This window comes from Deinococcus multiflagellatus, from assembly GCF_020166415.1.
Classification (GTDB): Bacteria; Deinococcota; Deinococci; order Deinococcales; family Deinococcaceae; genus Deinococcus; species Deinococcus multiflagellatus.
In genome coordinates this window covers 1-13,260 of sequence record NZ_JAIQXV010000007.1, presented here as the reverse complement: position 1 = coordinate 13,260, position 13,260 = coordinate 1, and the positions used below count along the sequence as shown (strand labels likewise).

The following is a 13,260-nucleotide window of genomic DNA, read 5'->3' as shown; positions in this document are numbered from 1 at the left end:
CAGTGCTCCTACGGTAACTGCACCACGCGCACGTTCCCATCCTTCGCACTGAGGTAATTGAGCAGCTTGCCGTCTGGGCTGACGCCCCAGTCGCTCTGGCGCACCTGATCGCCCAGGTCGCCCAGGGTGGCCCAGGCGCCTGTCTGCACGGTGTACTGCCGCAGCACATGGGGCCCGCCCGCCGCGTTCAGCGGAATCAGCAGCAGGCGGCCCCCATCCCGCCAGCGGTACGAGCCGTAATCGTTCAGTTCGCGTGGTGTGCCCCCCGCCGTGGCCTGGACCCACAGGCCGTTTCTGGCCGCCGAATCAAAGGCGATGGTGTAGGCCACGAACCGGCCATCCGAGCTGACTGTCACGGCGCGCAGATTCAGGGCCTGCCGCAGCACCCGGCGGGCGCCGCTGCGGATGTCCAGGGTGAACAGTTCGCGGTCGCGGGCCTGGGGGGTGGGCTTGCCGCTCAGCAGCAGGGTGGTGTCGCCCAGCCACGCGTGGAGGCCGCCGCCGTACAGCGTCGCCACCTGCCGGGGGGCCCCGAACACGTCGGCCACAAACACCCGCGAGGTCCGGCGGTCAAAGTTGCCGGTGGTGTCGCTGCGCGTATAGGCCAGCCGGGTTTCGGCGCGGTTCCAGGTCACATCGGCGCCCCTGGTCGGCAGGGTAAAGCGCCGCCCGTCGGCCAGCCGTTCCAGGGTTGTGGCCTCGCCGCCCCCGGGCCGCACCGCCCAGTTCAGGGCCGGGGAAAAAAAGGCCACGCTGGAAAAGCGCTGGGTGACGGCGCCGCCAGCTGCGCTCACCTGATAGATCGCGGTGCGGCCCCGCGCCGGGGGCCCGTCCAGAAACAGCAGGGCGCGCGAATCGGGGGTCCAGACCACGCCGGGGCAGCATTCGCCGCTCAGCACTGCGCGCGACGGCAGGGTGGCGGCCAGGACCGGGCCCGTCAGCAGCGCGGCCAGAGCCAGGGCCCGCTTGATCATGGCCCGTTTCACCGCGCCCCCCCGGGTGCCGGCGGCCAGGGATTGCTGAACTCGTTGAGCAGCGGCCCGCCGCGCAGGGCCGGAGGCTGGCTGTCGGGGGACTGCCACTTGCGGGGCTGGGTCAGGTCGTACTGGTAGCCGCGCCCAAAGGAGCCGGCCAGCGCCAGGGTGTTCCAGTCGGCGGCAATGTAGGGCAGCGGATTGAAAAAGCGCTGGTGCGAGCGGTCGCGCAGTTCTAAGTGCAGGTGCGGGGCACTTACGCAGGTGCCCTGCGAGTCGCCGCTTTCGCCCACCACCTGCCCGCGTTTGACCTGCTGCCCCACCCGCAGCGGCGAGCGCACGCGCAGGTGGCCGTACAGGCTCGACAGGTTGCCCGCGTGGTTGATCACGAGGTTGTGAGGCGGGCTGCCGTGGGGCCCGTCCACCTCGGCCACCACGCCGTCCCCGATGGCCCGGACGGGCGTGCCGCACGGGGCACTGAAATCCAGCCCCGCGTGAATGCCCTGCAGGTTGCCGTAGGTGCTGCGGCGCTGGCGGTAGGCCCCGGTGGTGTTGCCGTACCCCTGCCCCAGCAGCCACGTATCTGGGCCCGGGGGGCCTGCGAACGGCAGGCCAAACTGTGCACGCGGCGGGGCAACGGCGCTCAGGGGCAGCGGCGCGGCGTAGTGGGCCAGCGCCACCCCCAGCAGGGCCAGCGGCAGGGCAATGAGCAGGCGGGGCAGCATGGCCGATGCTGCCGCGTTCGGGCGCCGCCCGGCGTAGGCGGGCGCACCATCTGCCCCTCTGGCACTCGCCCCTGCGCCTTCAGCTGATCTTGAGCGTTCAGGCCACCGCCAAGACCCTGACAGCCAATGGGGCGGACCGTGTTCAAGCGTGGCGAGTGGCCCAAGGAAGAAACGTCGTCTGGGACGCCCCACTCGCTTTGCCCCTCTGCTGCACCGCTCTGCGAGTCCCCCACGAGGAGGGAGGAGAAAAACAGCGTGTTGGCCAGGCTCTCCTCTGTGGACTGCTGAACGTGTCCGCACCATTGGACGGCAGGGTTTGTAAGCCAGCGCTGGCGGTGGCCGACCTTCTGGACCCCGCGTGGATGCCTCATAGCGGTGACCACAAGACCTGAAGGGTTCCCGTTCAGGTCTTGTGGGGCGAGCGGAGCGAGTGACCGCGACAGACAGTGGTTGGAGTGGAGTTGAGGGGGTCCCTTCATCCCCAGGGCGGAACGGAATACCGCTGTCAGTTTTTTCCCGCAGGCGAGGGGTGGGCGGAATCGAGGCAGTTGCGCCGCAGCGCGAACAGGAGAAAGTCGGGGGCTCTGGCGATGGAAAGCACCCCTGGGCACTTCCCCAGCTGCTTGGGCCGCAGAGAAGTTCCGTATGAGCGCAGCACGCAGCGCCAGGGAGGGCAGGCCCGCTTCTGGCGCTGGGTCGAATACGGTCAGTGCCTGTCTTTAACGGCAGCGTGGACAGAATGAATGGGCCGCCCTGTGCCCCCACGGGCTACTGGGCGGCCACTTTCCGGCCGTCTTCCATTGGCCAGAAGTGTCAGGGCTGCGCGGGTTTCACGCGGGTGATGGTTTTCAGGCGGATGGCCCCGCCGCTGACGTTCATCACGTACAGGCTGGCTTCTTTGCGGTCACCAACGGAGTTAAAGCTGACGTTGCCGGAGAGCAGGCCGGTGTAGTTGCCCTTGCGGATGGCGCTTTCCACCTGCGCGCGGCTGGGTAGCTTGTTGCCGTTCGCGCGCACCGCGTTCAGCACGCCCTGCACCACGACCTTCGCCGCGTCGTACCCGAACGCCCCGAAGCCCTGCATCTCATCCCGGTACGTATTCCTGTAGTTCGCCGCGAAGACCCGCGCTGCCGGCAGGGCAGACATCGGCGCGGCGACGGTGGTGAAATAGATGTTGTTGGCATTGGCCTTGCCGACAATGACGGGCAGTTCGCCGCTGTCCATGCCGTCGCCGCCCACCACGGGGGTGGCGAGACCGGCTTCACGCAGCTGCTTGATGAACACGCCCACCTGGTTGTAAATGCCGCCGAAATAGATCGCGTCGGGCCGCTGCAGGCGAATCTTCGAGATGATCGTCGAGAAGTCGCTCTTCTCTTCCGTCCCTTCGTTCGCCACCACCTGCACATTCCGGGCCTTGAGCGCCTGCTCAACCGCTTTCGCCAGACCTTCGCCGTAGGCGGTCTTGTCGTTGAGGACGTAAACCTTCTTGGCCTTCAGGTCGCCAGCGATGAAGTTGGCGCCGGCCGGGCCCTGGGCGTCGTCGCGGGCGACGATGCGGTTCATGTTGCTCAGGCCACGGTCGGTGACCTGGTTGGCGGTGTTGGCCGGCGAGACCATCGCCACGCGGCTCTTGACGAGCACAGCGCTGGCGGGGATGGCCACGCCGCTGTTCAGGGTGCCCACCACGGCCAGAATCTGGCGGTCGGCGGCAATCTTGTTGGCGGCGGAGGTGCCGGTGGCGGGGTCGGCCTGGTCGTCGTAGGGGACGAGGACGAGGTCAAAGCCGAGCTTCTTGAACTGGGCCTTGTACTCGTTGACGGCGAGCTGGGCGCCGTTGCGAATCTGGGAGCCGAGGTCGCTCTGGCCGCCGGACAGGGGGCTGAGGGTGGCGATCTTGATGGTGGTCTGGGCGGAGGCAGTGCCCAGCGCCAGGGCGGCCAGGACGGTCAGCGGAAACGCGGTCTTCTTCATGAATTCTCCAAATTGAGGCAGGAGCGAGTTGAGACAGGCTTGAGGACGAGCGATGACGCTCAACCTTCCAAAAGCAGCGCAGAAGGGCTGTAAAGGCGCCTTGAGTATTGGAGGGTTCGCCTATCAAAATTGTCACGATTGACATTCGGAAGGCGTCATTCTCGGCCCAACTGAAAGGTGGAACACGTTTTTCGCGCGCACCCCCTCAACGCTCAAGCCGGCCGGGCGCCCGGATGACTGGTGGCTGCAGCGACGCTGGGGAGCGACCCCGGGTTCTTGCTGGAGTCCCGCCGGAGAGACTTGCCAGCGGCGCCGCAGCGGAGAAAAGGGATAACGCCGCCCGGGACCGCAGCAGGGCTGAACGCAGATCCCAGCACGGGCTGTCCCAGCAGACTCGGTGCCAAAGAAGTCGCCGTTTTGCGCCATAAGCGCCGTGAGCTTTTCGGTCATTGAACATCGGTCACCCTGGTGTACGCCGGACCCCCTGAGCGTCCCTTGTGTCCCGCATCAATCGCCGGACACCCTGCCCAAACGGTGATTTGGGCCCGCCACTGGCGAACAGGACAGGCCAGCAGCGTGGAATTCAGCCGGGGGCGGCGCGAGTCCCACACTCATAACCGGGGCGTAAGATGACGTGTTCGAGTTCACGCTTTCGACTCTGACAAAGTGAGGTCCTTATGCCCCCTGCGTCTTCCGTGACGTTTTCCTGGGTGCCCGGTACCATGGATCAGGTGCGCTTCAGTACGGGTGAGCGCAGCTACACCGTCTTGCTCAAAGATGTCCAGCAGCTGAGCGTCCACAGTGCCGCCGACCTGTATCTCAAAGGGCGCGTCGTGCTCCCAATCACCGCCGCACACCATGCTGAGCTGACTGGTCACCTGGCCCTGACGAGCGGGGTGCGACGCGTGTCCGCTGCCCCGGCGACCTGAGCTGCCCGCCGGCTGTTCCGCCTACACGTTGGCCGACATCTTCAGGACACGCCTGGAGCCCTCACGCTTGGCTACGCCAGGGCCGTTTTTATACGTCGGGGTCTCACCTCAATGTGAGGAGCGCCTACAGGCGGGCAACACACGTTTGCACACGCCACCCCAGCGAAGTGCCCCGCCTTTCTGGCGACGGCATAGGAAACGTAACCGACGCTCTTCAGGAGAGCCGCAGGAGCAGCTGATGGATCATCTTATTTACGCCTCCGTGCGCATGATTGCCTCGACTTGGTATGCCATCGCACTGCTTCAGCAGAAAACCCCCAACGCCGCTCGCGCAACCGGGATCATGCACGCAGAACTCTATCTGAGCGATCTGGGCATTGTGGACGCTCCCGCCGCCCCTTACCTGGAAGGCGCGAAGCAGGCGCTCGAAGCGGGCCTGAGTACGGAACTCAAGAACTAAGGCGGGTCATGAGGCCATGTCCACAGAGAGGCACACCGTGCAGCGGATGGATGTGGGCGGTGCGCGCGGCAGCCCACTGCACGGCGCCGTTCTTTGACCAACCGGGCAACGTCCCCGCGAAACCCCTGCCCCTCCATGTCTCACCGCTGTGCCCTGAAACCACCCCTGCGAGGCAGGCGAGAAGTGTCTTGGGGCATGGCTAGGCTTCAAAACGAAAACGTGGGCCGGCGCGAAACCCACATCCTGAGGAGGACCAATGGACACCCACCGAGTGGCGTTTGCGACCGCAGAACATTTATTTCGGCTCTACCTGATGGTGGCGAGCGGAACCGGCACAGAGAAAGAAGCGCTCACGACCGCAGGTGCAGCCGTGGAAGCGTATCTGATGGATTGTGGGATGTCGGCTCAGGAAGCGGGGCGCCGACGGGACGACATCATGCTGTCCCACTCGCCTTAACTGCCATCTGTGGCGTTCGGCATCCAGCCGCTGTGGGTCTGCCGGCAACATGGACGGCAGCGCACCGGGGGCCGGTATTAGCCCCGGGGTAAGAACGAAAGGTGCCCCTCGAATGCGCGCAGGCGGAACCGGGTGTGCGTCCTCTCCGTCAGCGTGCCGCGCATCCAGCCAAATACCGTGTTGACCTGAACCTCGCACTGCCCGGCATTCAGCGCGCAAGCCGCTTCCACAGCGTGAAGATCGTGGGCGAGCACCCCAGTCAGTGGCCGCGCCTGTTCAGCAAAGAGCGTCATTCGTTTGGTTGGAGGGATTTTATAAAGGCCTTGAAGAATTAACATTTAAGGAGAATATCACTTATTAGTTGCTGCAAATGAATGAAATGAACGATTGGTTTTAAATCGTTCGACTAAGACCATTACCATGCATTTATTTGTCCAATGATTTCAAGACTCAAAAAAAAGGGCCTGAGGCCTCTGATGCCAGGGGCAGTCATGTGATGCTGCGTCAGAAGGATTCACCGGCCGAATCCGCCCAAACTAAGAGGGAGATCAAGACATAAATCTGCCTTGTGAGGGCTCTTGTCGCCTGCAGTTCGAGGACCAACCGTGGCCAAATCAGTGCTGATCTCATGTACAGGTCAGGAGCCACGGTGCTCTGCCAAGCGTTGACCTCGACCCTGTCGCTACGTGAAACAGCAGCTTCCCCGAACAGGTCAGAAGGGGACGGCCGTCTCAGACGCTCCAGCCGCCCAGGCCGTAGCCCCCACACGCCGCCGGAGCGTAGGCTGGGGCCACCATGCCCACCCCCGTCCTGCTGACTGTTGATGACGACCCCCAGGTGCTGCGGGCCGTGGAGCGCGACCTGCGGGCGCGCTACCGCCAGGACTACCGCGTGCTGCGCGCGGCCTCCGGGCCCGAGGCCCTGGAGACGCTGGGCACCCTGGCCGAACGGGGCGTGCCCGTGGCCCTGATTCTCTCGGACCACCGCATGCCCGAGATGGACGGCGTGGCCTTTTTGGGCACCACCCTGCCGCTGTTCCCCGATGCCCGGCGCGTGCTGCTGACTGCCTACGCCGACACTGACGCCGCCATCCGCGCCATCAATCAGGCGGGGGTGGACCGCTACCTGCTGAAGCCCTGGGACCCACCCGAGGAGCACCTCTACCCCGTGCTGGATGAGCTGCTGGCCGAGTGGCAAAGCAGCTACCGCCCGGCCTTTGAAGGGGTTCGGGTGCTGGGCAGCCGCTGGTCGCCGCGCGCCTACGAACTGCGCGAATTCCTGGCGCGCAACCACGTGCCCTACCTGTGGCTGGATGTGGAAGGGAGCAGCCCCGATGTGGCCCGCCTGCAGGGCACCCCAGAAGCCCGCGCCGGGCTGCCGCTGGTGGAGTTGCCGGACGGCACCCGCCTCTCGGCCCCCACGCCGGCCGAGCTGACCGAACATGTGGGCCTGCACACCCGCGCCGAACAGGATTTTTACGACCTGCTGATTGTGGGGGGCGGCCCGGCCGGGCTGGCGGCGGCGGTGTACGGCGCCTCTGAAGGACTGCGCACGCTGCTGGTGGAGCGCGAAGCCCCCGGTGGGCAGGCGGGCCTGAGTTCGCGCATCGAGAACTACCTGGGCTTTTCCACCGGCATCTCTGGCAGCCGGCTGGCGCAGGAGGCGGTAACGCAGGCCAAGCGTTTTGGCGTGGAAATCGTGACGCAGACGGTCACCGCCCTGCGCGCCGACGGCCCCTACCGGGTGCTGGACCTGGCCGACGGCTCATCGGTCAGCGGGCACGCGGTGATCCTGGCGACCGGGGTGCAGTGGCGCGCGCTGGACGTGCCGGGGCTCGCCGCCCTGCAGGGCGCGGGCGTGTACTACGGCGCCGGCACCACCGAGGCGCTGGCCTGCAAGGACGAAACCGTGTACATCGTGGGCGGGGCCAATTCGGCGGGGCAGGCGGCCATGAACTTCTCGCGCTACGCGCGCGAGGTGGTGCTGCTGGTGCGCGGCGGGTCGCTGGCGGCCAGCATGTCGCAGTACCTGATTGAGCAGATTGAGCAGACCCCGAATATCCGCGTGGAACTGAACAGCAGCGTGGTGGGCGTGCACGGCCAGGAGCGCCTGGAAGCCATTGACGTGCACTGTTCGGCTTCCGGAGAGACCACCACCCTCAGCGCCAATTCGCTGTTTATCTTCATTGGCGCGGTGCCGGGCACCGAGTGGCTGGCGGGCACGCTGGAGCGCGACCCCCAGGGCTTCGTGCTGTCCGGGCCGGACCTGATGCGCGGCGGCAAGCGCCCCAGGGGCTGGCCCCTGAACCGCGATCCGGGGCTGCTGGAAACCAGCCTGCCGGGCGTCTTTGCCGTGGGGGACGTGCGCCGGGGCTCGGTCAAGCGCGTGGCATCGGGGGTGGGCGAGGGCTCGGTGGCGATTTCCTTCGTGCATCAGTACCTGGCGCACGTATGACGGCCCTGCGCGGCGCCCTGCGGCGCATTGGCGTGCTGGCCGACCTGCCGGACGACACCCTGGACTGGCTGATTGGGCAGGGCCGCGAAAGCCGCTACGCCCCCGGCGATGTGGTGAGCCTGCAGGGCGAGAGCGCCACCGAGATGCTGCTGTTTCTGGAAGGCGCTGTGGAGGCCCGGCGCGACGAGGAAGGGCTGCTGGGCCCGCGCTACGTGGCCCGCGCAGGCGAGCCCTTTGAGGTAAGCGGCAAGCTGCCCTATTCGCGCCTGACGGTGTATCCCTCCACCTCGCGCGCGCTGGAACCCACCTGGGTCTTCCGGGTGCCCGAAAGCGCCTTTGACGAGTTGCTGCGGCGGGCGCCCGCGCTGGGCCCCCGGCTGGTGGCGGTGATGGCCGACCGCATCCGCGATTCGGCGCAGAACGAGGTGCAGCGCGAGCGCCTGCTGGCCCTGGGACGGCTGGCGGCGGGGCTGGCCCACGAGCTGAACAATCCCGCCGCCGCCAGCCGCCGCGCCGCGCGGGGCCTGCGGGTCGCGTTGGCCGAACTGAACAGCGCCGAGCAGGCCCTGGCGGCCTGGGCGCTGGACGGCCCCACCCGCGCGCAGCTGGCGGCGCTGGAGGGCCGCGACCGCGCCGAGCCGCCGCACCTCTCGGCCCTGGCCCGCGCTGAGCAAGAAGACGCGCTGCTGGACTGGCTGGAGACCCAGGGCGTGACCAGCGCCCCCGACCTCGCCCCGGTGCTGGTGGAGGCCGGCCTGGGCACAGAGGACCTGACCCCGCTCAGCGCCGGCCTGCCCCCGGCCGCCCTGGACGCGGCGCTGCGCCGCCTGGGCGCCCACCTGACCCTGGCTGACCTGATTGGCGAGGTGGAAGAAGGCACCGGGCGCATCTCGGCGCTGGTGGGGGCCATAGGGGAACACACCCACGTCGGCCGCGCCCCCCGCGCCCCCACCGACGTGCGCCGGGGCCTGGACAGCACCCTGACCATGCTGGGCCACCGCCTGCGCGGCGTACAAGTGGGGCGCGACTACGCCCCAGACCTGCCCGTGACCGAAGCCAGCGCGGGCGAACTGAACCAGGTCTGGACCAACCTGATCGCCAACGCCGCCGACGCCCTGGGCGGCCAGGGTCAGCTGCAGGTGCGCGCCGTGACCGAAGGCGGCTCACACCTGCTGGTGGAAATCGTGGACAGTGGCCCCGGCATTCCCGAGGACGTGCAGGCCCACATCTTCGATCCCTTCTTCACCACCAAGGGCGTGGGCGAGGGCAGCGGGCTGGGCCTGGACATCGCCCGCCGGATCGTACAGGGCCACCGGGGGGAAATCAGCGTGACCTCGCACCCCGGCGAGACGCGCTTTCAGGTCCGCCTACCGCTGGACTGATAAGCATTCCGGTTGAACGGTGACAAAACCTGTTCAACCCGGGCAGAGCAAGCAAGAAGAAAAACGGTTGGCGGGAAAGCCGTGATCGAATCGGGAAGCCGCCGATTCGATCACGGCTTGAGCGGAACCTGTATGAGGCCCCCCTGCCCGCCTTACTGCGGCGCTTTCTTGTACAGCGTGATGAACCTGTCAATCAGGTCTCTGGCCGCCTTCTGGGTCTGGGCGTCGAACTCCTTGGCGGCGGCGGTTCCGTAAGACGACACGCTGAACACGGTCACCACGGCCGGGATGTCCTTGGCGCCCCGCACCACCGAGAGCGTCACGGCATAGAAACCGTGCTTCCTATCGCTGGAGTATTCCTGCCTGATATCCAGGTCCAGCATGGCAAATGCGCCGGGCCCCTTGTGGGCCTGCGCGGTCTCGACCAGATCATCTTCGAAGGACTTGAAGGACACGGGCACGCCCCCCCTTTGAACGGCTTCTTTCAAATAGATCTCGGCCTGGTCTTCCATGTCGCTGACCCCGCCCGGCCAGAAATACAGGTCGAGCTTCGACAGATTGGCCAACCCGGGGGTCCGCCAGGGATTCTGCTGCGCCCCTGCAAAAGACATGAGCGCCAGAACACAGAGCGAAAGGGAACGTTTCATCCGGCGCATTCTAGCCAGCACCCCGGGCCCCTTCTGGCCGGCCCCCGTGGTGCGGGACCACAGCAAGCCGGCTGTGCGCCCAGCCACCTGAGCGCACAGCCGGGCGAGTGCCGGTTTAAGGCACGGGGGACCCCACCACGTAGCTGGTGGGTGCACTGCTCAGGGGACCGCTGGTGAAGGTATACACGGTGGTCGTGGGGTTGGTCTGGCTGTAGGTCAGGTAAACCGGATACCAGCCTGCCGCCGCGAAGGTGTAGCGGTAGTCGTACTGCTCGGTCATCACGGTGCCGTCGGGCAGGGTGTAGGTGGCCGTGCACTGCGCCGAGGCCCGGCCCGGCTGATCCACGTACACCAGCGAGGCCAGAGAGGGGTTTTCTGTTTCCAGGTAGAACTTCTGGGCCGCGCGCCGCACGTACAGGCTGCCCTGAGCCGCGCGCAGGGTGCCCGGCTGCAGGTCCACGGTGCACTGGCTGGTGGGCGCAATGGTCAGCGGGTCCAGGGTGCTTGGTGTGGGCAGCGACAGGTCAAAGGTGCCGCCTGTGCCCACGGACGCGCGGCTCAGGACCACGGCGGCGCTGCCACCCCCGCTTTCCAGCGTGACCTCGCCGCTCTCCTGGGGCCACGCACGAATCTGGCCGCCTAAGCGGGTGCTGGGGGGTGGCGGCGGCGGGGGCGGGGCGGCCACCTGCACAGTCACGGTGCCGCTGACCTCAGGGTTGGCCACGCTGGTGGCGCGCACCGTCACGGTGGCGGGGCCGCCTGGGGCCGTCAGGGTCACGCGGGGCCCGCTCGCCGCGCTGAGGGTGCCGCCGCCACTCACCACGGTCCAGGTCAGGGCCGGATCAAAGGCGCCGGTGCCGTCCACCTGGGCGCTCAGCACGCTCTGGCCGCCGCTGGGCACCTGGGCGGGGTCCGCACTCAGGCGCACAGCGGTCACGCGGGGCTGAACCGGCGGGGTCACCGTGACGGTCAGGGGCCGGGCGCGCTCTGTTTGCGAGTCGGAGACAAACAGCGTGTAGGTGCCGGGCTGCACGCCCGCCGCCGTGCTGAGGGTGAAGGTGCCGGTGCTCACGCTGCCGTCGCCGCCGCCCAGGGTGATCTCCCCGCGCTGCTGGCCGACAGGTTCGCCTGTCCACTGCACCGTCAGCCCCGCTGGTAGGGGGGCGTCGTTCACCGTAAATGGGTCCGGTTTGGGGTCGTAGGGTGAAGGCTCCAGGGTCATCTGCTGGCGGGTGCCCACCCACACGTCGCTGACCGGCTGTTCCAGCGGGCCGCCGGGGTCGCCGTAGGCGCAGCCATCTGGGGTGAGGTTGGGGGGCAGTCCATTGCCCTGCGCCAGCACGTTCTCTTGCTCGGCCGGCGTGATGCAGTCCTTGGTCAGTGAGACCGTGACCGTCGCCTGGCCGCCCACTGGCACGCTGACTGCCGGCGCGCTGAGTTCAAGCGTTGAGGGCGCCACCGACAGGTTCGAGATCTTGATGTCCACGGTGCAGGCCGCCAGGGCCAGCGGCAGGCTCAGCCACAGCAGGGCGCGCTTCACTGGGTTCCCCCGGCCAGCTTCACCTGGAAGGGCGCCAGCGCCACGGTCACCGGCACCCCGTGGCAGGACACGGTGCGGCTGCCGCCCGCCACGTTCAGGGTGCTGGCGGGCGCCACGGTGCCGTAAAGCGTCACGTCGAAGGTGGCGCCGCAGGCCTCCACGCTCAGCGGCAGGGTCACGCGGCCCCCAGCGTTGGTGCCGCTGAGGCGCTCAAAGCGTTCCTGACCGTCCAGACCGCGAAACAGCGCGTAGCCGCTCAGCGCGCCGCCCGCGCCCTGGTCCAGGTGCAGGTAGGTGGCGACCGCGCCGCTTTGCAGCGTGGCGGGCCCCAGGCGAACGGTGGCGGTGGTCTGCGCGGCAAAATTGCCCTGGGCGGGCGCGGTGGCCACCGGCGCAGGCAGTCCCGCAAAAGGATCGGGGGTGGGGGCGGGGTCGGTGCTGGGCGGGGCCTGGCAGGCGGCCAGCAGCAGGGCAGTGGCGGCGGCGAGGAACAGCAGTCTGGGCATAGGGTCCTCGGGGAAAAAGGGAGTGCAGCGACCCCGGGGGAGCGGGGCCGGGCGCGCGGGGGCGGTGCCGGCGCGGGCCCCGTTGGCCTCGCCGCCTCACCTGCCCGGTATGGTGCGGCGCCCCGGCTGACGGCCCGCTCACGAATGCGCCCTGGGTGGGGGGCCACTCTCCCCCACCGTTCCCCCCGCGCTCCTCTGGACAAGCACCCCCGCACAAAGGGACCCGGGCCACCATGCGCCGGGGCCGCCCGTCTATGCTGCTTTTCACATGACCCCCCTGCCCACGGTGGCCGAGGCGCTGACCCGGCGCCTGCGCCAGACCCTGAGCCTGCGCCGGGGCCTGGCCGCCGCGCTGTGCGGCGAAGCGGGCATTGGCAAATCCCACGCGGCGCACTCGGCGCTGCTGGCACTGGGGGGCCGCAGCCTGAGCGTGCACGCCACCCTGCCGCCCGGGGCGCTGCTGTCGCGCCTGCCAGGGGGCGCGGCGCTGCCCGCCTGGGCGCAGCAGGCCCGCGCGGCGGCCCCGCACGACACCGCGCTGCTGGACGCCGTGGGCGCCGCCCTGGCCCAGAGTGCGCCCTTTGTGCTGTACGCCGAGGACCTGCACGAAGCCAGCGCCCCGGCCCAGGCGTGGTGGTCGGCGCTGGCGCGCGCCGCGCCGCAGCTGCCGGGGGTGGGGGTGGTGATCAGCACGCGCGGCGAGGCCCCGCCCGGCTTTGAGCCCTGGCCGCTGCGGCCCCTGGACCCTGTGGCCCTGGACGACCTGCTGCGGGTGGCCGCCGGGGCGCCGCTGCCCGCAGAGGCGGCAGGGTGGATCGGCGCGGTGTCGGGGGGCAATCCGCTGTTTGCCCTGGAATACTTCCGCACCCTGGCGCGCGCCGGCTCGCTGTGGAGCGACGGGCGGGTGTGGCGCTGGCACCCGCCCCAGCGGGGGCTGCGCCCCGCCGCCGTGGACGCCATTCTGGACAGCACGCTGGGCGACCTTGACCACGACCCGGCCGCCCTGGCCGCCCTGGACCTGCTGGCGCTGTGGCCGGGCGAGGGACCGCAGGCCCGGCTGGGCGCACTGTGCGGCCTCAGTGACGCCGAACTGGCCCCTGCCTTGCAGCGGCTGCAGCGCCAGGGCGTGCTGCGCGGGGTGGCCTTTACCCATCCCCTCTACTGCGAGCGCCACCGCGCCCGCGCGCCGGGGCGGCGGTTGCAGGCGGCGGCGCG

Annotated in this window: 12 protein-coding genes and 1 pseudogene; 6 read left to right on the top strand and 7 right to left on the bottom strand. The window is 68.6% G+C overall.

Features of this window, described 5'->3' with window-relative positions:
• Nucleotides 1-8: 8 nt before the first annotated feature.
• From K7W41_RS10210 to K7W41_RS10200, 3 genes are all read right to left on the bottom strand, one after another.
• Nucleotides 9-974, bottom strand: coding sequence for a TolB-like translocation protein (locus K7W41_RS10210; RefSeq protein ID WP_224607652.1), 966 nt, complete (start codon nt 972-974; stop codon nt 9-11).
• 8 nt (nt 975-982) lie between these two features.
• Nucleotides 983-1,699 (bottom strand): M23 family metallopeptidase, encoded by a 717-nt coding sequence (locus K7W41_RS10205; RefSeq protein ID WP_224607649.1) that lies wholly within the window; start codon nt 1,697-1,699, stop codon nt 983-985.
• Nucleotides 1,700-2,512: 813 nt separating this feature from the next.
• The gene (locus K7W41_RS10200) at nt 2,513-3,670 is read right to left on the bottom strand and encodes a branched-chain amino acid ABC transporter substrate-binding protein (RefSeq protein ID WP_224607646.1); all 1,158 of its coding nucleotides are present in this window, start codon (nt 3,668-3,670) and stop codon (nt 2,513-2,515) included.
• Nucleotides 3,671-4,347: 677 nt separating this feature from the next.
• Here K7W41_RS10200 and K7W41_RS10195 point away from each other — a divergent pair.
• The 3 genes from K7W41_RS10195 (at nt 4,348) to K7W41_RS10185 (ending at nt 5,516) form a co-directional block, all read left to right on the top strand.
• Nucleotides 4,348-4,599, top strand: a complete 252-nt coding sequence (locus K7W41_RS10195) for a hypothetical protein (RefSeq protein WP_224607643.1) — start codon at nt 4,348-4,350, stop codon at nt 4,597-4,599.
• A 238-nt stretch (nt 4,600-4,837) separates the two neighbouring features.
• The gene (locus K7W41_RS10190) at nt 4,838-5,059 is read left to right on the top strand and encodes a hypothetical protein (RefSeq protein ID WP_224607640.1); all 222 of its coding nucleotides are present in this window, start codon (nt 4,838-4,840) and stop codon (nt 5,057-5,059) included.
• A gap of 256 nt (nt 5,060-5,315) precedes the next feature.
• Nucleotides 5,316-5,516, top strand: a complete 201-nt coding sequence (locus K7W41_RS10185; protein WP_221088306.1) for a hypothetical protein — start codon at nt 5,316-5,318, stop codon at nt 5,514-5,516.
• Nucleotides 5,517-5,593: 77 nt separating this feature from the next.
• Here K7W41_RS10185 and K7W41_RS10180 read toward each other — a convergent pair whose 3' ends face one another.
• Nucleotides 5,594-5,854, bottom strand: a complete 261-nt coding sequence (locus K7W41_RS10180) for a hypothetical protein (protein ID WP_224607637.1) — start codon at nt 5,852-5,854, stop codon at nt 5,594-5,596.
• Nucleotides 5,855-6,311: 457 nt separating this feature from the next.
• On the opposite strand from K7W41_RS10180, the gene K7W41_RS10175 reads away from it, so the two are divergent.
• Together K7W41_RS10175 and K7W41_RS10170 are read left to right on the top strand one after the other, a co-directional pair.
• Nucleotides 6,312-7,970, top strand: a complete 1,659-nt coding sequence (locus K7W41_RS10175; RefSeq protein ID WP_224607634.1) for an FAD-dependent oxidoreductase — start codon at nt 6,312-6,314, stop codon at nt 7,968-7,970.
• On the top strand, nt 7,967-9,352 hold the full coding sequence (locus tag K7W41_RS10170) for a sensor histidine kinase (protein WP_224607631.1): 1,386 nt from the start codon (nt 7,967-7,969) through the stop codon (nt 9,350-9,352). The genes K7W41_RS10175 and K7W41_RS10170 overlap by 4 nt, the downstream gene beginning before the upstream one ends.
• 152 nt (nt 9,353-9,504) lie before the next feature.
• Here the strand turns inward: K7W41_RS10170 and K7W41_RS10165 are convergent, their stop codons facing one another.
• From K7W41_RS10165 to K7W41_RS10155, 3 genes are all read right to left on the bottom strand, one after another.
• Entirely contained in the window at nt 9,505-9,999 is a 495-nt protein-coding gene (locus K7W41_RS10165) for a hypothetical protein (RefSeq protein ID WP_224607627.1), read from the bottom strand.
• Nucleotides 10,000-10,114: 115 nt separating this feature from the next.
• On the bottom strand, nt 10,115-11,539 hold the full coding sequence (locus tag K7W41_RS10160; RefSeq protein ID WP_224607624.1) for a hypothetical protein: 1,425 nt from the start codon (nt 11,537-11,539) through the stop codon (nt 10,115-10,117).
• Entirely contained in the window at nt 11,536-12,045 is a 510-nt protein-coding gene (locus K7W41_RS10155; protein WP_224607622.1) for a hypothetical protein, read from the bottom strand. Before K7W41_RS10155 ends, K7W41_RS10160 begins: the two co-directional genes overlap by 4 nt.
• 268 nt (nt 12,046-12,313) lie before the next feature.
• On the opposite strand from K7W41_RS10155, the pseudogene K7W41_RS10150 reads away from it, so the two are divergent.
• Nucleotides 12,314-13,260: pseudogene (locus tag K7W41_RS10150) on the top strand (tetratricopeptide repeat protein); the annotation flags it as partial.